17 protein-coding genes are annotated in these 19,119 nt (G+C 66.3%); all 17 read right to left on the bottom strand.

Features of this window, described 5'->3' with window-relative positions; translation table 11 throughout:
• Positions 1–20: 20 nt before the first annotated feature.
• Positions 21–977 carry a hypothetical protein gene (locus tag KV110_RS17020; RefSeq protein WP_218477212.1) on the bottom strand — a complete coding sequence of 319 codons (957 nt, stop codon included), beginning with the start codon at positions 975–977 and terminating at the stop codon, positions 21–23.
• Positions 978–989: 12 nt separating this feature from the next.
• Positions 990–1,910, bottom strand: a complete 921-nt coding sequence (locus tag KV110_RS17015; RefSeq protein ID WP_218477210.1) for a hypothetical protein — start codon at positions 1,908–1,910, stop codon at positions 990–992.
• Between the two features lie 65 nt (positions 1,911–1,975).
• Positions 1,976–2,851 carry a hypothetical protein gene (locus tag KV110_RS17010; protein WP_218477208.1) on the bottom strand — a complete coding sequence of 292 codons (876 nt, stop codon included), beginning with the start codon at positions 2,849–2,851 and terminating at the stop codon, positions 1,976–1,978.
• A gap of 48 nt (positions 2,852–2,899) precedes the next feature.
• Complete coding sequence (locus KV110_RS17005) at positions 2,900–3,895, bottom strand: hypothetical protein (RefSeq protein ID WP_218477206.1); 996 nt, start codon at positions 3,893–3,895, stop codon at positions 2,900–2,902.
• A complete protein-coding gene (locus KV110_RS17000) occupies positions 3,892–4,431 on the bottom strand; it encodes a hypothetical protein (protein WP_218477204.1) in 540 nt (179 codons plus the stop codon). Before KV110_RS17000 ends, KV110_RS17005 begins: the two co-directional genes overlap by 4 nt.
• Positions 4,428–5,036, bottom strand: a complete 609-nt coding sequence (locus KV110_RS16995; protein ID WP_218477203.1) for a hypothetical protein — start codon at positions 5,034–5,036, stop codon at positions 4,428–4,430. Before KV110_RS16995 ends, KV110_RS17000 begins: the two co-directional genes overlap by 4 nt.
• A 166-nt stretch (positions 5,037–5,202) precedes the next feature.
• Entirely contained in the window at positions 5,203–6,009 is an 807-nt protein-coding gene (locus KV110_RS16990) for a hypothetical protein (RefSeq protein WP_218477201.1), read from the bottom strand.
• Between the two features lie 239 nt (positions 6,010–6,248).
• Positions 6,249–8,087, bottom strand: a complete 1,839-nt coding sequence (locus KV110_RS16985) for an acyl-CoA dehydrogenase family protein (protein ID WP_218477200.1) — start codon at positions 8,085–8,087, stop codon at positions 6,249–6,251.
• Positions 8,088–8,210: 123 nt separating this feature from the next.
• Positions 8,211–9,341, bottom strand: a complete 1,131-nt coding sequence (locus KV110_RS16980; RefSeq protein ID WP_246634597.1) for a C40 family peptidase — start codon at positions 9,339–9,341, stop codon at positions 8,211–8,213.
• 264 nt (positions 9,342–9,605) lie between these two features.
• The gene (locus tag KV110_RS16975) at positions 9,606–10,574 is read right to left on the bottom strand and encodes a hypothetical protein (protein ID WP_218477198.1); all 969 of its coding nucleotides are present in this window, start codon (positions 10,572–10,574) and stop codon (positions 9,606–9,608) included.
• A gap of 146 nt (positions 10,575–10,720) precedes the next feature.
• Positions 10,721–11,686, bottom strand: coding sequence for a hypothetical protein (locus KV110_RS16970; RefSeq protein WP_218477197.1), 966 nt, complete (start codon positions 11,684–11,686; stop codon positions 10,721–10,723).
• 265 nt (positions 11,687–11,951) lie between these two features.
• Positions 11,952–12,710: a hypothetical protein gene (locus tag KV110_RS16965; protein WP_218477195.1), complete on the bottom strand. Its 759-nt coding sequence runs from the start codon at positions 12,708–12,710 to the stop codon at positions 11,952–11,954.
• A gap of 296 nt (positions 12,711–13,006) precedes the next feature.
• Complete coding sequence (locus KV110_RS16960) at positions 13,007–14,740, bottom strand: hypothetical protein (protein ID WP_218477194.1); 1,734 nt, start codon at positions 14,738–14,740, stop codon at positions 13,007–13,009.
• Positions 14,737–16,209 carry an SCO6880 family protein gene (locus tag KV110_RS16955; protein ID WP_218477192.1) on the bottom strand — a complete coding sequence of 491 codons (1,473 nt, stop codon included), beginning with the start codon at positions 16,207–16,209 and terminating at the stop codon, positions 14,737–14,739. The genes KV110_RS16960 and KV110_RS16955 overlap by 4 nt, the downstream gene beginning before the upstream one ends.
• A complete protein-coding gene (locus KV110_RS41800; protein WP_218477190.1) occupies positions 16,206–17,642 on the bottom strand; it encodes a TrbL/VirB6 family protein in 1,437 nt (478 codons plus the stop codon). The genes KV110_RS16955 and KV110_RS41800 overlap by 4 nt, the downstream gene beginning before the upstream one ends.
• Entirely contained in the window at positions 17,639–18,445 is an 807-nt protein-coding gene (locus tag KV110_RS16945) for a DUF8175 domain-containg protein (protein WP_218477188.1), read from the bottom strand. The genes KV110_RS41800 and KV110_RS16945 overlap by 4 nt, the downstream gene beginning before the upstream one ends.
• A gap of 15 nt (positions 18,446–18,460) precedes the next feature.
• Positions 18,461–19,099, bottom strand: a complete 639-nt coding sequence (locus KV110_RS16940) for a DUF8175 domain-containg protein (RefSeq protein ID WP_218477187.1) — start codon at positions 19,097–19,099, stop codon at positions 18,461–18,463.
• Positions 19,100–19,119 lie beyond the last annotated feature (20 nt).

Below are 19,119 nucleotides of genomic sequence, written 5' to 3'. Positions count from 1 at the left end.
CGGCTCCGTTCTTCGGCGGGTCAGATGTCCACACCCGGGTCCGGGTGGGAAACCTCGGGCAGGGATGGGCCGTCGTCACCTTCGACGCCCCAACCCGACGGGCCATCAGGCAGTGCGAGGTTCACGGCCTCGGTCGCTGCCGCACTGGGGCCGAGGTCGTGGTGTGCGGTGGCCTCGACGAATTCCGCGCGCAGCGCTGTCGCGGCGACGTCGAGCATTTGCTGCGGGGTCGGCAGGCTGACCCCAGCGTCCGCGAGGGTCTTGGCGACATCGAGATCATCGGAAACATACGGTGGGCGTGCGGGTTTCGGGCTCGCTATCGCGTACCGGCTCCATTCGGCAACCACGCTCAGCTCGTCGAGCCGTTCGATGGTGACCGTATGAAGCCGGCGAAGGCCCTCGGCCGTGGCGCTCCACAGCGTGGCGGCCTCAGTAGCGGTGATCCGCGCTCCCGCCGCCAAGGCATTGACCCGCTGGAACTGGCGGTGGGTGTTCTCCGCGAATTTCCAGACCGCCAGCGGGTTGTTCCCGAAATTCCAGCGGCCGGTCTTGATGCGATCCCGTCGCAGGGCTTCCAGACTGACCATGCGTTCGAGGTCCCACAGTTCGACCTCGAGCATGTCGTGGCACATAGCCTCGATGGAGTCCCCCCGGCCCGGAGCTCGTGGACCCGCGCCGCGCCGGGGCACGGGTCGCCTACCGGTGTGTCCGAACTCGCGGACATCATCGATCACCTGCGCGGGGATACCGGCACTCAACGCCCGCTGTTCGAAATGGGCACGTCGGCGTTGCAAGTCCTCGAACTTTGCGATGAAGGTTGCCTGGCGATCTCGATCCTCGCTCGGGTCCTGGCTGGTCTGGTATCCGGCCCTCCGGACGCGGGTTTCCTCCGCGGCCAGCTGCTGGATACTGCGCAGCAGCTGGTCGCGCCAGTCGCTCACCCGCTCCGGGGGCGAGGGTGGCAAGGGGTTGGTCATGACCGCCGCCGCTCACAGCTCGTGGCTGGCGCCATGACCGGGGTCGCGGCTGATCGCGTCACGATCGGCACTAGGCTCGGCGGTCCAGGTCGTCTCCGGCGGGTTGGCCAGGGCGGCCTCGACCCCGCTGTCGGCGCGTTGACCTGCCGACTGCGTGGACAAGGCATCGGTGGCGTTGTCAATGAGGACCGCCGGTCGCGGGGGACCGAGGCCGGATAGATCGGTGCCCGAGGACAGGGCGAGGTTATCGGTGTCGCGGCGGGCACTGTGTTCGAGGCCGCGCCAGGTGTAGGTGCGCCAGCGCTCGTAGAGTTCGGCGTCGTCATAGGTGTGCACAGTGACCGCGCTCAGATGCCTCCAGCCGTGGTGATCGCGACCCCAAATCTCCTGGGCTTCCATGCGACTCAACTCCACGACCTGGGCGACGGCGGCCGCTCGTTGCCACAGCGCCGCCATGTTGCGGTCGAATTGCGAGGTGGCGGCCGCGTCGTAGGGGAATCGGTGGTCGTGGTTGCGGATCTGGTGTTCGACCCGGATCACGGCCATGTGCTCGAGCTGCCACACGTCCTGCGCGATGCCGCCGACCATGTGCGCGCGCACGGGTTCTTCGCCGTGGCGCATTGCCGGTGGTGAGTGCATGCTGTCGCCCCACCGCTGACCCCATTCCCCGGCCTCTCGGGCCGCCGCGATCGCGGCGCTCGGCACGCCCACTCCCGTAGCGTGCAGTTCGATCTCGCGCAGGTCGGAGCGGAGCACCATCAGATGCGTGCGCCAGGTCTGGACCTTGATGTTGGCGGCGCCGTCGGGCGGGTCGTAGTCCGGGAACGCGTGTCTCAGGGCTTTGGCATGGTCGGCGGCGGTGTTCTGGATCTTCTCAAGCAGCCGCAGCTTCCAGCTGGGCAGGTCCTGCGACGCTAATATCGGTCGAGTCATCGGTCATGCTCCGATCGGCAAAATAGGGTGACAACAACGTGTGTGAGGGAGCCGTCCAAAGCCGGTCATGGCTCGGCCCCGTAGTCCCGAACGCGCGGCGCAGCGTCGAGTTCTGCCTCGCCCCAGGCGGATTCGTCACGGACATGCTCGGTGGCGGGGTGTTGGCGCAGCGTGGTGGCGGCGACCGCGTCGTTGACCGAGAGGCCGTCGCGGGGCGTGGCATCGAGTGCGACGTCGACGAGCTCGACCATTCGTTCCGCGGAATGCGGCATCTGCGTGGCGATGTCGTGCACCGTGATACCGGATTGCAGCATCACCACCAGCGGTGTCGCTGCCTCTGAGAAGTCAGCGTTCGCGATGGCGTGAAATCGGGCGCTCAGCTGCTCATCGCCATGGCCGTTCAACTCGTGGGCGACAATGTTGGCCCAGTGTCGGCTGCCGTGTCGTGACCACATCTGGTCTCGTTCTCGATCGGTCACACCGAGCTCGTGGGACACCGCGCCCAGGCGCTGCCACACCACCCCCATCACCGCCTGGAATCTTGTGCGCTCGTCGCGGTCGAGATCGTGGTGGCGCAGGGTGTGTGCGGCGAGAACGCCTGCGCTGTCCTGTAAGTCGTGTATCTGCTGAGCTAATGCCGTGATCAGCGTGGGCCGTGGGACTTCTTCGGGGCTGTAGAACGATCGTTGCGGGTTCGAGGGTTGGCCACGGTCGCCTGCTGTGCGGGCGTAGTGAAGCCAGGAATGCGGGCAGCCCACCAGCGAAGCCAGCTCTTCGAGCTGTGCCAAGGTGCGCTTGTTCATCGTGATCTGCTCGGCCACCTCCAGTGGAGGTGTGTCATGGCCTGCGGCAACGGATTTGCTGACCCTGATCCAGTTGTCGTGGGCCAGGTTTTGAATACCGTTGAGCAGCAACGTTTGTAGACGGGTCGGGGTGTGCATGTCAGCGCCCTCCGCCGTCATGCGACCCCGCTGGAGTGGGTGCCTGGTTCATGGCCCGAACTCCGGTACCGGTGCGGCCGACGACGGCGAGGGCGGGTCGAAACCAAAGTCCAGTCCCGCATCCGCATCCACCGACACGCCCGCGTGCACCGGATCTGCCTCGGCGACGGCTGCCTCGAACCCGATCCCGTCGGCAACCGGTTGGGCGGGATCGCCGCCGGTGCGGGGGAACTCGTGCTCGAGGTGGGTGAGCACCGTCAACGCTTCGGTCAGCCCGGTGACGTCGGCGACAAACACCCTCGACGCCACGCTCCCCTGCCCCGTCATGGTGGCCTGGTCGAAACCCTCGACGACCTCGGCATCGATCACGTCCTCGACCGGGACCTCCGAGTCGGGCACGACCGTGGCGTCGATGAAGTCATCAGGATCGACACCGGTGTCCTCGGAAAAACGCCGATCGAACGCGTCCGCGGCCTCGGCATTCTCCTCGGAAAGCCCCTTGCCGGCACGGGCTGCGGCGTGCGCGGCCGCCGACACCCCGCCCGCGCCGTCCTTGCCGCCGTGATCGGTGAGGGTGTCGGTCAATCCTGCTGCGCGGCGGCGGACCTCGATCTGCAGCTCTTTGTATTCTTTGTCGAGCTTGTGGAGGGCCTTCTTGTGTTTCCGTTCGAGCTTGCCTGCTTTGTCGCGGCGCTCCAGATCCTTGTCGGCACGGTTGATCCGAGCCGTCGTACCGCGCAGCTGTTCTTTGTGCAATTCACCAGCGTTCGCCGTACGTTGTTTGACTTCCGCGATCCTGGCGTCGGTGAGTTCGATCTGCTGTGGCACGGTGATGAGCTTTTCCTGCACCCGCAGCCAATGTTCGAAGGCGGAGCGTGCCTCCTTGTTCTCGCCGATGCGCATCCGCTGGAGGAATTCGGTCCGCGACCGTGCATCCCCGGCGCGCCGCTGAAACAACCCCGCCACCATCGCCGCTGTCTGCATCGACTGCACAAAGCCTTCTCGGACTGCCTTTCCGCCTGCCTCTACCGGGTCCTCGCTCATGCGATCGCCTCCAATCCGGTCAGCAACCACGCCGCTGCCGTCGTGGTGCGGGCCGCACGGACATAGACGGCGATCCCGATCGGTGGTTGGTCGGCGGGCCGGATGTCCACCCCCAGTACCCGGGCGGCCATGGTGGGGGTGTCGGGTGGGTGGTCATCGCGGGTGAGGCGCACCAGGGTGGTGATCTCGATGCCGTCGCGGCGCCAGTGCTGCCATTGCGCGGCGCTGATCGGTGCCCATACCAGCGCCGACGGTTCTGCCTGCTCAGCGAAACCCGGTTCGATCAGTTCCCGGGCCGCGCGGAACGCGGCTCGCTGATCGGGTTGTTCGATGGGCCGGTACTCGAAGATCGCCTCGACCGCCGCGAGCAGGACCGCCTCCGCGGAGCAGACGTCGATCTCGCCGGTCCCGGGTTCGAGATCCGCTGTGCGGCACTGCGATATAGTGTGCGGCTGTACGGCAGGAGCTTGGGTGCATCCGCTCAGCCCCGCGCCAACAGCGAGGCTCGCGACGAGTACGGTGATCGGCTTGTTCATGCTGACTCTTCGTCGGTGTCGAACAGAGTGGCCAGATCCGTGGCGGCCCAGTCGACGGCGTCGCGTCGGGCTCGCTGTTGGGCGGCGGGATTGTGCCGACCGGTCGTCGACACCTCCACGAGCAGTCCCGCGGTCTGGGCGGCGTGGTGAAGTCTGCGGGTGGTGATCTCGTAGCTGTGTGCCATGACCAGCCGCAGCCTCGCCGCCGGTGCTTCAGTGTGGGAACGAGCCCGCCAGGCAAGCCAGATCGCTTGCCGTGCCGCGGCTTCCGCGGCGATGGCGGGAGTGCCGATGGACGCCGGGTGCCGGAAGATGTCGTGCCAGACTAGGTGGCCGTCGCTGCGGCAGATGGTGAAGCTGGTCATGGTCGCCGCGCAGAACAGGCGAAGCCGTGGCCCTTTCGCTGCCAGCATCGCCAGCTTGCCGCCGGCTTGCTCGGCGGCCCACGTGGCCTCGGCCTGGCGCAGCGCGTCGTAGTCGATTCCCATCTCGAGCAACGCGAGTACGTAGCGGTCGAAACTGGCCGCGTCGCTGAAGCGGTGCTGGGCCGCGACGCGGTCGAACTGACTGGTGCGGGTATAGGTGTGCAGTTCGCTAGCACGCACACGAACGACCATTTCTGGACTGACCGTGGCGTCTGCGGCCGGCGACCAACGCGTATTCATCTCGACCTCCGGTGTCGACGGGATTGGGTGTCGGCCGTTGCTCGTTCCGCCAGACGCCCTGCGATGGCGAAACCTGTTGTCGCGCCATGCTTTTGATGCACGTTGCTCACGGTTCGATCTCCGGTTGCGATTGGGTGATCTGTGGCGTCGGCGCTAGCGTTGCGCTGTCGGTATCGGGCACGTCCGCGCCGGTGTGCTCAGGGGCCGCCGCTTCGATCGCTTCTGCGATCCGCGCGCCCCGATCACTACCGGCCGTTGTCGGCGGCTCCGCACCGCGCACATTGTTGGCAGAGTTCGTTGTGCGCCAGGCGGTTTCGGCGGCCTCATTAAGCTCGTGCGGGTGCGGTGGGGTGGGTGCTCCGGCAGGGTCCAGTCCAGCCATCCGCAACGCGTGGTACCGCGTTCGTGCGTGGGCTACCGCGACCGCTGTCGTGTAGGACTTCCATCGTTTGAACAGCTCCGATGGTCCGGCCGACCGGGTTGCTTCCAGCAGCGCAGTCCACCGCTGGGCATTGTTGGACCACCGCGTGCCGACCTCGGCGCTGGTGACGTTGAGTGCTCGCGCGACCATCGTGACCCGCAGCCACTGCAGCCGCTGGAACTCGTCGAAACGCTCGGCGGGCAGCGGCGCGATCCAACCGAGGTTGTCGCGGTAGATCGTCGCGACGGCAGTCATCTCGAAAAGCTGGTCCACTTGAGCGTGCAGACGCGCCAGCTGCTGTTCGCGCGCTTCGGCGCGGCCCGCGGGCAACTGCTGCCAGGCGCTCCAACGCGTGCCCGCGTTGCCTTGCGCACGGACGTGGGCAATCCATCGCTCGGGGATGCCGATCTCGCGTGCCTGCTCTTCGAGCACTCGGGCACCGGCGAGCAGATCGCGCATGATCTGCCGGTCCCAGCCAGCCGAGTTAGTCATACGTTCGAGGTCGGCAGTCACGTTCTGCAGTTGCTTGAGCATGCGCTGCTGTGCCTCGGTGGGGACTGCGCTCGCGCCTCGCTTCGATCCTGAACGCGCCATGGCGTCATCCCCGTTTGCGAAGCTGGCAGGGACAACCCCCGGCCTGCGCTCGTGCTTGCTCACGCCGACGGCAGGTGCCGTCTGTGTCTATGTGAGGACCGGCGCGACGAGAGTCGGCGAGCTGAGGAGCGCAACGATCAGTCATCACGCACCGCCGAAGGCTTCGGTAGTGGTCGGGGCCGGATCGGCAGATCCCATCCGGCGAAGGCGATCCATCGCGCGGTGGTGTCCCCGGCGATCGGTGCGGGAAGGTCCTCGGGTACGGCGAACGCACGCGCGAGGATCGGCAGCCGGTGTTCCACCGCCGCCGCACGAGAGCACAGATTGCGGTGGAGCCTGGCAGCGCGGGCCCGGCCCAGCAACCCGTGGGCGATATACCAGTTCGCGTGCTCGCTGACGTGCCGCAATCCGTAGAGCGCCATCAGGTCATACAGACTGCGTTGTGCGGCAGGGTCATTCATGTCCGCAGCCGCGGTACACATGGCGTCCACGGCGGTACGGACCGCGACGGCCGTGGCGAGTTCTATTGCCGCACTGTCAGGGTGACGCTGCGAGCCGGCGTCTTGCGCCAAGCTTCGCTCGCGTTCAACAAGCAGCCGGTACCACCACTGCCGCGGTCGCTCGTCGATGCCGCTCAGGTGAGGCACTTCTGATCGGCGCAGAGCGCGTCCGGCCGCGCCGAGCATCGCCCAGGTTTCGCCTTCGGCGGTCAGGATCCCTTCGCAGAGCGCGACGTAGTCGGTGAGATAGTTCGCACGCAGAATGCCCTGAGCTGCCAGCCGTTGCCGGCACATCTCGATTACTGCCCAGGAGGTGTAGGAGGCGACCGGTTTGGTGAGCATCGCCCACAGCGCCACCTCGCCGCTGTCGACGTCGCCGCGCGCACAGTGTGCGCGTACGGCGTTCACCAGGCACGTCATCGCCCACATATCCGACATCGCATGCGTCAGCTGCCCGGCCACATGGTCGTGAGAAATCATCGAGGAGCCATCGGGACCGACCAGACGGTGGCTGGCATAGCCAACCGCCAGCTCCAGTCCGGCGCGCGCCGCTGACACCGCCGCACCGGCCATGCACAACCGTGCCGAATGCAACGGGCTCGTCGTGCGCGCGAAGCGTTGCCGCACTGTCAGCTCGCAGCGAAACCGGCCCGACGCATCGAAACCGGCGACGTCCCCGCCCAGCAGCGCCGATTCCGGGATCAGCGCGCCATGGAATCGGGTCATGGCGTTGTCCATCCACAAGCCGAACCCGTTGTCGGGCAACGGCTTCACATCCACCCCTTCGACCAGCCCCTCGGCGGTGCGCAGCCGCATCAGAAACGGCCACACTCCTTCATCGGCCCGGTCGACGATCAAGCGTGCGGACACGACAACGCAGCGGGGAACCGCAGTGGCGAGGTTGGGCATGAACTTCACCGCCCCGGCGGTAGGAGTATCGAGGCGGAAGGAGCGCTGCTCGGGCAGCCAGGTAGCCGTGGTTTCCAGGTGGATCGCGTCGCTACCGTGCTCGAGCTCAGTGACCAGTCCGACTCCCGCCGCTGCTCCGGTATCCAGGTCGCGCAGGCATTGCTGTTGGAATGGTGAACCGTCGCCGAGTTTTTCGATCGCGGCGATGCTGAGTTTGAGATGGCCCGCCAGCACCACCAGTAGCCGTGGCGCCAGCGCCGCCGCCCAGTCGAACAGCGCATACGACGCGCCGTCATCGGCGGCTATCGCGCGTGCCGATCCGCCCAACGCGGCGATGGCGCGTTCGAGCAGGGGGTAGCTGTACAGAGCTTCCTCGGACTGAGTCTCCCCGCTGCCTGGAACATCACCCAGTGCCGCGACCACATCGCGGATCCGCACCTGATCCATGTAGTCGCCATCACCGAAAACCGTCGCTGTCAGCGAAGCGAGTGGCTCGCCAGCTCGTGTCCGGCGCGGCGCTATCGTTGTGGTGTGGTCGAGTCGAGTTGTGGTCTCGATCGTTGTCATGGGAAAGGCCCTTTCGGTGTGCGGCAGCAGAGTGAGCCGGTCGTATAGGCGCTGATGGTTCGAGTTCTCCCGGCCGGCATGGCGAGAACGCATGATCGCGGAGGCGAATACGGTTCAGCGCGTTCATGGTCGGTCGGCTGGACTGGCTGTCGGCGGTTGGTAGCGGCGGATGTCCATGCGCTCGCCCTGCCATGCCGACAGCGGTGTGAGGGTGACCGTTTGCCCGGTTTGCGGGGCGTGCAGCAGCAGGTCGCGCCCCTGTTCGTCGCGGCCGTAGTAGATCCCGACATGGTGGGAGTCGGCATCGCCTGCGGCGGTGAAGAAGATCAGGTCGCCAGGGGCTTTCTGGTCGAACGGAACTTGTTGCGCGGTGGGGTGGTCTTGTTGGGCTTGGGTGTAGTGCGGGAGCCGGATCTGGCCGCCGGATGCCTGGTAGATCGCATACAGCGTCAAACCGCTGCAATCGAACCCACCACCGGTCGGGCCACCGCTGTCCCCGCCGCCCCACACATACGGCGTGCCCATCCATCGGGCGGCGTGTTCGATCACCGCCCGCCCGAACGCGCTCGCCGTAGCCGGCACCGGCGTCCCGGACCCCGTTGGCCCGCATCCGCTCGCCGCGGCTGCAGGGTCGGTGCGTGGCATCGACCGCGCATCGATGCCAGAGAACATCGCGTACAGCCGCCGTGCAAGATCCAGCTGTGCCCCATAAGCATTCGGCGCCGAAACTTCGATTGCTTGTGCGATCTCGGCCGCAGACATGTGCTGCGCTGCGGTGCCGAGCTCGGCGGCGCGATCGTAGAACCAATTGATCTGATATACCGGGTCCATCAACCGAGCGATACCGACCGATCCGTGGATGCTGAACCGGATCTGGTGCGGGCCAACCGAATCGTGGTCGAACCCGAGCCCATCGTTGGCGTAACGCAGTGATTCCGGCACGGCGGGGTTGGCCAAGTTCCTGAAGGTCGATTCGGTCGCCTGCGCGGCCAGTTCGGCGATGATCACCGATTCGCCCATCCCGCGCTGGAGGCCGATCGCGACCCCGTTGCGGGCCAGTTGCAGCTGGCGCTCGCTCAGCCCGGTCACACTGTGCCCGGTCGGTCCGCTCACGCCGCCCGCGCTGCCCACCGGTAGCGGCGTCGCACACGACAGCGCTGGGTCGGCGCCGACGATCACCAGCAGCAGCAACAGAAGCAGCGCGACCGGCAGCCCCACCGCGGTCGCGGTCACGGTCTTCGCGGAGAAATCCATAGATGTTCACCAACGGTTCTCTCCATTGCGTCCACCCCTGGACGTGATTCGGCGGGCAAATCATGTTTTGTCTCAGCGGTTTTAAGGCGCAGCGCGTCATGGGTCGCGTGCTTCGCCGGGCATCGGGGTTTGTTGATACCTGGATGCAGGCCGTCGGAAGCCCGGTAGTCGCTTGGTCCAAGCGCAGGGCCGCGGCGAGTCCCGGGCAGGAAGGACGGCGGCTGATCGGTGGGTGATTGCAATCGTCATCGCGTGTCGGCCTCGTCATTCGGGCTCGGCTGAGGTGTCGAATCCCGGTGGGCGTGTGAGTGATTCGCCGACGGGCTCGCTTCCCCAACTCGCCGCATCGGTGCCGTCGAGCGAGTTCGCGCGGGTCGCGGTCGGGTAGTTGAGGGCTTTCTTCCCGGAGATGGATGGATCGAATCGCGCCTTGTTGGCTATATCGACCGCCATGGCGTGGGCGGCTCGGTCGATGAGCACGCCCGGCCAAGGGGCCTGCACGCTGGACTCGATGAGCTGGACTCGGTCGGCCGGGAGGTTGGTGCTCGCACGATGGGCGTCCCACTCGATCCCCGGCCAGGCGTATGCGTGCCAGCGCTCCTCGAGGGCGCGATCGCCGTAGCCGTACACGGTGCGCGAGAACACCCGAAGCCAGCCATCCTGGTCGCGGTGCCAGATCTCTGCTTGCTCGGCTTCAGTCAGCTCGGCCGCCGCGGCGGTGGTGTTGATACGTTCCCAGACCGCGATCATGTTGCGCTCGTACTGCTGCCGCGTCTGGGGGTCGAGGGTGAAACCCGCCCCCTTGTTGTCGCGGTATTGACGCGCGACAACGACTGCGGCCATGTGCTCGAGAGTCCACATATCCTCTGCGATCGCATCGAGCAGTGGTGCGCGACCCGGATTGTCATCTCGCACAGTGGGCGGGGAGCTCACACGGTCGCTCCAGTGCTCCCCCCGTTCCCCGGCATCTCGTGCCGCGTCGATCAACTCGGTATGCACGCCGACCAACTCGGCACGGATTTCGAGTTCGCCGCGGATTGTGTCGAGATCACGCAGCCGGGAGCGCCAGGCCTCGATCGCCACTGCCCCGCGGCCGTCACTGTGCCGGTAGAGCGGATAACCCTCGTGCAGGACAAGTGTGTGGCGAGCTGCGAGGTCCGCAATTCGGTTCAGCATCCGCGCTTTCCACCCGGCGAGCTGAGAGGGTGGGGCGTGTACTTCATGGTCAGCCATCACACGTTTCCTTCCGTAATTGCTGCAGCACTTGGTATTTCGGGCCGTCACCGACGCTGGAGGGGCCGTCCGGGGACTCCGGAGCCATCGGCTTCGGGTCTGTGAGAGGCGTGGAGTGCGGCGCAAACATTCGTGTCCTCCTGCGCCTACGGGTCCGGCCCGTGATCGTTGGTGCTGGGCGGAAAGGACCCGTCCTGTTCCATGGCGGTGTCGGGTTGCGGTTCCCATTCGGGTTCGGTGTTCTCGACGGCGTCGAGGACGAGGTCATCGCCCGTGTGGGCGTCGGCTGAGCTGGTATCGAGAGCGGCTTTCAGCGCACGGACAGCAGCGGTCAACCACACCGACGGCATCGGTGGCCGCATGCCGGTATGGCTGTCAGCCGGCGAACCTGGCCGGGACGCGAGTTCGGCGTACAGCGAGAGGTTCTCAACAAATGCACCGACGTGAGCGGCGACGTCAGGGTCGGTGTAGACCGACCACCGCCGGTTGAACTCGGCCGGTTCGGTATTCAGGTGCAGGCCGATGTCGCTGCGCCATCGATCTTGCGGTACATGCCACAACTGGCGGCACTCGTCGCTGTCCGCACCGATCGCTTCGGCGGTGCGGGCCGCGCAGGCCCAGATGGCTCTCATGTTGTGCTCCAACTGATCTGGGATCGCTGCCTCGTCTAGAGCACCGGCTGCACCGCTGCGGTAGGCCCGAACAGCACATGCCGAGGCCATGGTCGTCAACCGCTCGATGTCGGCACCGATACTGCGCACCAGCCGCGCCCGGTGATCGACCCACGGAGTCGGCAACATGTGATCGGGGCGCATACGCACACCACGCTCACCCAGGCCTCGTGCGTAGTTGATCCATTCCGGTGGAATGTTGTCCGCCACAGCGTCGCGTTCGATGCGGTCACGGCCCCAATCGACGTCGGCGAGGAGTTGCTCGGCCGCGGCACTGAGAGCACCCATCCGACCTCTAAGAAGCTCTGCCGTGCCAGCCAAGTAGTTGATCGTCCGCAAGGCCGACCCCACGTCGCTATCGATCGCATCGACTCGCACTGCCGCAAAGGTCGGCTCCTGCGACCGGAATTGGCCTCGCCGCAGGAACAATTGCGTCGCCACTCGGTCACGGTCAGCATTCGAAGTCACTCTGACGCACCCATCCCGTGGTGGGTTCTCGCCATTTCGTTTCGGTCCGGTCGATGCGACGGGAGCGAAACATGGCTTTTCTCAATGGTTTTGCATGTTGCCGTCTGGTCGGTTGGTCGCTTTCTACCGAATTTGACGCATCTACCGGTCACCGCCCGGGGGTCCTGCGGTTGGGGCGAGTCCCGCCCGTACCTGTCCGCCGGAACGGGCAGGTTGCGCGTGGGGTTCGTGTCCTGGCTCATGAGTGGTGTCCCGCGAGCATGTCGAGCATCGCCCCCAACACCGGCAGCAGCCGATGCTCTTGCCGGTCGCAGGTTGCTCGCGGGTCGATGATTGCGGCGGCGTAGGCGATTTCGCATCCGCGCCGCGTCGCCTCCGCGTCGCCCAGGTCGAAGAGCCGATCGATCCCGCGGTGGTCGATGTCGGCCAGGCTGGGGCCGAGCAGTCCGGCGTAGGTGACCGCGATGTCGACCGCCGCGCGGTTGGCCACGGCAAAGTTGCCGAGATCAGCGATCAGTAGGAACCGCGTCTCCACCGGAGTCGGCTCGACGCCGTGTCCCTGTGCCCACCGCTTCCCCTGGTCGACAGACACCCGCCGCGCCCAACTCCACGCTCGCGCGACCGCATTCGGTTCCGGTGTTACGGCGACCAATGCCAGATAGTCGGCCCATGCCCGCGCACCCGGATTGCCGAAGTCGTCGGCTCCCGGGTCGATTGCAATGGCGATTCCCCGCTCCACGGCCTCAAGAACTGTCGCGTTGACACGCGAGAGCCAGCTGCCAGGTTCCCCGAGACCGGCGTTACCGAAGAATTGGACCACCCCCTCGAGCCTGCGCCAGGAGTCGGCGCCGCCGAGCGCAGCGCCATGAATGTCGCTGAGGCAGCGCAGGAACTCGAGCCGATCACTCATCGGCATCAGGTCGATGTCGGCCGCAGGTGCGTCGAGGGTGGCCGCGGACAGATCCGGTCTGCGGGTGCTGATCGAATCGATAGTCATGTCAGACAAGCCTTTCGGGTGGTAACAGCTGTGATGGTCGTTCGCTGCGGAACCGGCGTCCGGCCCCGTGCACGAGCCTGTGGCTGTCCTCGCACGTGTGTAGGAGCCATTGCGCTGGCACGCGGCCGACGGTCCCGTCGTGCACGGTGGTTGTGAAGTCGGCTGGTGGCGGTTGCCCGCGTGCTGGATGTGCGCAGATCCCGGTAGGTACTCCATCCGGTACGCCGACCCGGAATCGCGCCACCGCATTCGGAAACGAACAGACAGAGATTTATTACTGAGACAGTCGAGCTCAGTCATGAGATCCCACACTCCCCCGGCGCTTTGTCGGGCGTGGTTCCGGGGAGGTTGTCGAAGCGTCGGTTGGTGTTGTGCACGTCAGCGGCGCGTTCTGTAGGGGTGAATACCATGCGGAACGGGATGCCGGGCTCGTTGGATTCGCCGGCCTTGAGCAGGAAACACCCTGTGCCAGGAGGTGTTTCACGCCGGGACGGGTCCAGGTCGTCATCGCTGGGCGGTCGTGGGGCCGCCCACGAGGTGACCAGAAGTTTCTCGGTTTCAGTAATGCCCACCGCGGCACGGATGCGGTTGATCTCTTCCGGGCCGACCGGGCCGATCAGTTTCGCGCGGGACCTTTCGAAGAAGCCGAGTGCTTTCGCTTGTGCGGCAACGGAATCGAACGCTGAGAGGTCTTTGATCGTGTGGGAACACATGATCAGCCCGGTGCCCAGCGGCCGGTTCAGCCTGGTCAGCGCATCGACCCGGTCGACCATGAACTCTCCGACACCGAGAACCCGCCAGATCTCGTCCATGACGACTTCAAAAGCGCGTGGTGGTGCGTGTCCGGCATCGGCGAGGGCGTGGGCGGCCGCGACCGCGCCGAATCCGTCCGACCAGCACACCATCAGCACCGCCGCCAGCAGCTTGGTGTCCCCTTCGGGGATACGCGACACATCCACGCAGATCGCCGGGCTGGTGAGGTCCAAGCGGGTCGTGGTTTGGCCGTTGAATACCGCACCGAACGGCCCCTCCACCAGCGCGCGCAGGGAACGGCGCAGTGTCTTCGTCGCCGCCCGGTAGCTGGGCTCGTCGTCTTCTTCGACGAATTCGCGCAACCGGTCTCCGCCGTCGGCGATCACGTCGAGCAGATCCGCGAGCACTGGTGGCCGATCGTGACTGAATGTCGTTGTGGCGTTGTAGAGTTCGCGCAACCCGGCGGCGAGGAGGACTTCTTCGTAGTCCGCGACGCGCGCGCCGCGGACGAGTTCGATGAGGCCGGCGACGATGTTGACCTGTCCAGCTTCCACGCGGGCGGTGATCTGGCGACGTTGATCGGGGTCGGTGAGCCGAGCGACGACGGCGCCGAGAGCGCCGACATCGAGGGGGTTGAGGGTGCCGTGGCCGTAGCCGACATCGACGACTTGGCCGCCGAGTGCCACCACCAGGTCCCGATAGTCCGGTTTGGTATCACCCAGACACAACGTGGTGCGCCCGGCCGCAACGGCGCCGGTCACCAGGCGCCGGATGAGGCTGGATTTTCCGAAACCGTTGAGCGCCAGCACGAAGGCGATCGGTGCGGTGAGGAACCCTTTCAGGAACCAACTCATCGGATCGAAATGGACCGGCCCACCGGTGATGTAATGGGTGCCGATTGGAGTGCCGACTGTGGGTGCGCTCGCACCGACCGCGTACGGCCACAGGCCGGCGACCTGGACGGTGGTTCCCCGCCATTCCGGTGTCGCGGGGACTACCGAGGCGCGACCGCCACCGATGCCGCGGTAGCCGCGGTCGGTCAACGGTGCCAGCGATCGGTCGAAGCCATCGTGGCCCGAACTCTCCGTGCGGCGCGCCGCTGTAGACCGGCGGTGATCATCGCTCGATATCGCCAGCCGTGCCCGCCACCCGGGGATACCGGGTGTGGTGGCGGCCGCCTCGGTTGCGGCGCGCGCCCCGGGACTGAGCACCCGCACACCGCCAACGAGCTCGGTAGGCATAGGACGAGACGTGTTGGGCTGCTTGGACTTCGTCATGCCGAGATCCGCTTGGAGATGCTGGCGTGCTCGGGCAGGATCAGCCCGATACCGAGGCTGGCGGCGAACGCGGCGGCTTGGCTGCCGTAGCAGCGGCGCACACCGAGTCGTGATGCCGCCGCCATCCCTTTCACCGAGGCCTCGATGCCCGGCAGGTCACCGTCGAGGTGATCGGTCACGGTGAGCAACAGCCCGAACCGGGTCAGCCCGGCTCCGCGGGCTTGTTCCTCACGCGCCGCGCCGGTGTTGCCGACCCTGATCCGTGCCGAGGCCGAGGCGATGCCGCGTTCGGTTTGCTCGGCGGCGACTGCGTCGCGGAAATCGGAGTCCACCAGGGTGGTCGCCTCGGCGGCCGAGTGCAGCCGGTAGACGATCGCGATCCGTTTACGTGGCACGTCCGCGCGGGGGCGCAGCAGTTCCTCGAGCCCGGTTTCCATGACCGCGCCGCGTGGTGCGGCGTCCATCTCCCAGGTGATCGAGCGGGCCCCATCGTGGACGTAGTGATCCCACCGGTCCTGATGCGCGATCGGCCCGACGCTGTCCCACGACTGGGTGCTGGTGATATCGGAGCCGGCGGCCTCGCAATCGCGTTGGGAGGCTATGTCATAGCGCGAGCGCACCAGTCCGAGGACCTCCCACGCCTGCAGCGGTGTTGCGGGCAGGCCCGCACGCGCCAGTTGGGACAGCACGCCCTGGAGGCGTTGGCCGATCTCGCGGGCTTGCTCGGCCTCGTCGCGGCGGATACGGCCCTTGCCGATCGCGCGGTAGGTGACCGCGATCCGGGCCTCGATCCGGACCCCGACGCTGCCGGTGTCGGCGGCAGCTTCACGCATCACAGCCTTCGCGTAGCGGGGTGCGTCAGGGCGTATGAGCCGCGCGACCTCCCGCACCTGCCGCAACCGGGTTTCGACGACACTGTCGAGCACCGAGGTGACTGCGACGACTTCCCCGCCGCGGCCTTGCGCAGCAAGGAAATGGCCGTAGCCCTCTATCCAGGAGTCGATTTGGGACTGGTCGACCAGTTCTTTGCCGCGCGGAACAACCCGCACTACCACCGTGTAGTGATCGGTGCGGCGGATATGGATCATCCCGAAGCGTCGACCACCTGCTGTCTCGTACTCCGAAAGCTGCGAATCTGCCAGCAGCCCTGGCAGTTTCGCGATGCCGGGGATCCTCGAAAACCTGCCCGCCCGATACAGGTGCTCGCCCCGGTAACGCGCAGCGACGAATTGGGCCCGCAGCAGCGCTATTTCCCAGCCAGTGCGGCCATTTCGGGTCACCGCCACCGGCACGAACACCACCGCGGACACCACGATCAGCATCCCCGCCACCGATAGCGACCGGGTGATCATGAACCCGACCATGATGGTGATGATCAGCCCGAGACCAGCCATCGACACACCCCAGGTCAGGCCGAAAAAGCCTGCGCTACGTGGGCGTTCCCAGCGGCCATACATCCGTGCCGTCATCGCCGCACCTCCCCCGGACCCAATGCATCCGGATCCAACCCGCCGCTTTCGGTGGCGTCGCGCGCCTGCCCCTCAACTGCGGAGACCGAGTGCTCGCCAGCGGATTTCACCGCTTGCCCTGCCATCGCAGCTGGTCCTGCTCCAGCGGCAACCGCCGCACCACCACGGTCGGCGCTCGTCGCATCGGGAGTCTTTGCGCCGCCGCCTCCGGCCGGGGGCGCGCCGCCACCCGAGGGTCCACCCCCGCCTGGCCCGGGCCCCCCGCCTGGCCCTGCTCCTCCACCGCCGTCGCCGCTGGAGCCGCCGGACATCGGGCGCCCGCCCCCGCCTCCACCGCCGGGCGGTGGCGGCGATGGCGGCGGCCCTCCACCTGCGCCTGGTGAGTTCTCGCCTTCGGCGACCTTGCGTCCTTCCGAGCGGCCACCACTGCCCGCTGTCGCCATCGCGACACCCGCGAGCCCGCCCGCGATCGCTGCTCCAGCTCCTCCCCCGCCTCCGAGGGTGGCAACGGCGGGTGCGACTAGTCGCATCAGCGCGGGCAGCACGACCACGGTCATCACCAGAAGGATCAGCCCCAGCAGGACGAGTTGTGGATCTTGCGGATCGCGCCCGGCCACGGTGAACGCCAACGCATACACCAACGCCCCCACCGGTTTCCACAGCATGAATGCCAGTGACCAGCTCAACAGCTTCTTATAGCTCTGTGAGCCTGGCCCGGTTCCTGACGCGGCGGCAGCTATGGGCAACACAGCGACGACGAGAATGAGCAAGGCTTGGCGGATGACCAGCATCACTACCTGTACCAACGTGCTGATGATGCCCAGGAGAAACAGCACCAGCAGTAGCCCCGATCCCAAACTCGAGCCCTGTTTGAGGTCGAATTCGATCAAGTTGCCGACGGCGCTGTTCAGGTCGCCGCGGCTGGCATCTGAGATGACCCAGGCCGCGAAGCGATCACCGGCGCGAGTTCCGGCGGTGATCACTGCTGCGACGGTCATGGACGCGAACACGGCCCGCGCTAACATCAGAAACGATTCCTGCGCCTCGCCGGCGGTTCCGCCGCGTTTGGCCATCGCCAAACGCGCCGCAGCGAACAGTATTCCGGCCGTGAGCAGCACAACTTGCAACCCGCTGGTGTAATCTCGGATCCCCACCAATGCCGCTCCCGGGGTCCCGTCGCTGGATGTCAGCTGGGGTGATGGGATTGCAGTCCACCACGTCATCAGTAGCCGCAGACCTCCCGCAAGGCCGTTTCCTAACGCGGTCACCATGTCCTCGAAAACCAAACTCGCCGCGCCGGTGACCGCTTCTCCGAGTGATTCACACGCCTGCTGGGGTCCTAGCGGGAGGTCGCAGACTCCGGGGAGTTCAATCTGGGCGCGCAAAGGCTCGCCGGTTCGCGCATAGTTGCCGAGATGGTCGGGGCTGGTCATGGCTGGCTCTTCCATGACCCGAATCCAGTCAGTATTGGCACCGATGTCCCTGGGCCCCAGAGCTTTTCGAAGTCATCTGACACTCGGACACGCCAATCCCCGTCGATCCACGTCATCAGCCAGGTCGCGGCGGTGTAGCTGCCCTCAGCTCGGTTGGCGATCTGAACGATTGCCAGATCGTCGCGATATCCCTGTTGCACGCGGACGCCTTCGGGGACGACGACGTAGCGAGCGGAATTGGGGGTGTGTTCGCGGGAACGGGCGAAGCGCGACACCAGCGCGGGCCCGCCACCGTAGTACCGCTCAACCACCACCTGTTGCCAGGTCCCGTCCGGTGCAGCTAGCGCTCGGCCGAGGGCGTCTAGTGCGGCCAGCGCCGCACCTTGGGGTGTGCGTGCGAAGCCGCTCGCGACACCGTGCCGGATTCGTGTCGGGCCGTCACTGCCCGATACCGGCAGCGCCGCGCCACCCCAACCTCGTTGCCACTGCAAATTCGCCGGTGCAGCAGTGAGGTAGTCAGGGCGGGACGGATCCGGACGAGCCGCAGGATTTTGCTGGAGTGCGACACCGGATTCCTCAGCGGGCACTTCGAGGCGCGATCCGAAAAGATCGGTCGTTGGCGGCTGCGATGTAGCGTTCGGTGGGAGGTCGGGGAAAGTTCGTTCGGTTGGCATCGTGGTGCCGCTCGGATGATCGGGAGTGTCATCGGTGTCGGCGTCGCGGCCGATAGTCCAGGCGAACACGGCGATGACTATGGCGATGATGCTGGCGAATAGGATGATCGGCGGGCGGATAGATTTCATCAGCGGTGCTCTCTTCTATCGCTGTGCGAGTGCGACCATTTCGGCGGGCGGGAGGTCGACGGCGGTTACCGAACTGGCCATGGGGTCTTCGGGCACTAGGAGTCGCCAGTCGTCGTCTTGCCAGATCACTCGCGTGCTATTGCGGATGACGGAGTCGTCCGGGTGAATGCTGTAGATCTCGACATCTGCGGCGTCGAGGACGTATCGGGTGATTGTGTAGCCCAGGACCTTTGGTGCGCCGGTCGCGATCGGGGCGGTGATCGAGATCTGGGCACGTGCGGTCGCCCACCTATCGCGGCCTCGCCCGGTGGCCAGCATGCGTTGTCCCACCAGCGGCCATTGGCTGTCGGTGGCGATCGACATTCGTACGGTGCTGTGAATCGCCGCCAAGGCAGCACCGGCCGGACCTCGATCGAATCCGGTCGCAACAACACTGTCGATGCGGCCCGGCCCTTCCTGGGCGACAGGCAGGTCCACACCTTGGAATGACTGCCACCGCAGTGCGGTGGGCGCTACAGCCATGGCAGTAGTCGCGGCGCCTTGCGGTTCGGCAGGGTTGTTGCTACCGCAGGCGAGCAGACTGGCCAGCGCGATCGGCCCGGCGTAGGCGAGTACAGCGACGATGCCGAATCTGTCTGTGCGAGAGGGTTTCACGGGTGAGTTCTCCATGGTGG

This window comes from Nocardia iowensis, assembly GCF_019222765.1.
Lineage (GTDB): Bacteria > Actinomycetota > Actinomycetes > Mycobacteriales > Mycobacteriaceae > Nocardia > Nocardia iowensis.
This window is presented reverse-complemented; position numbering and strand designations above follow the sequence as displayed.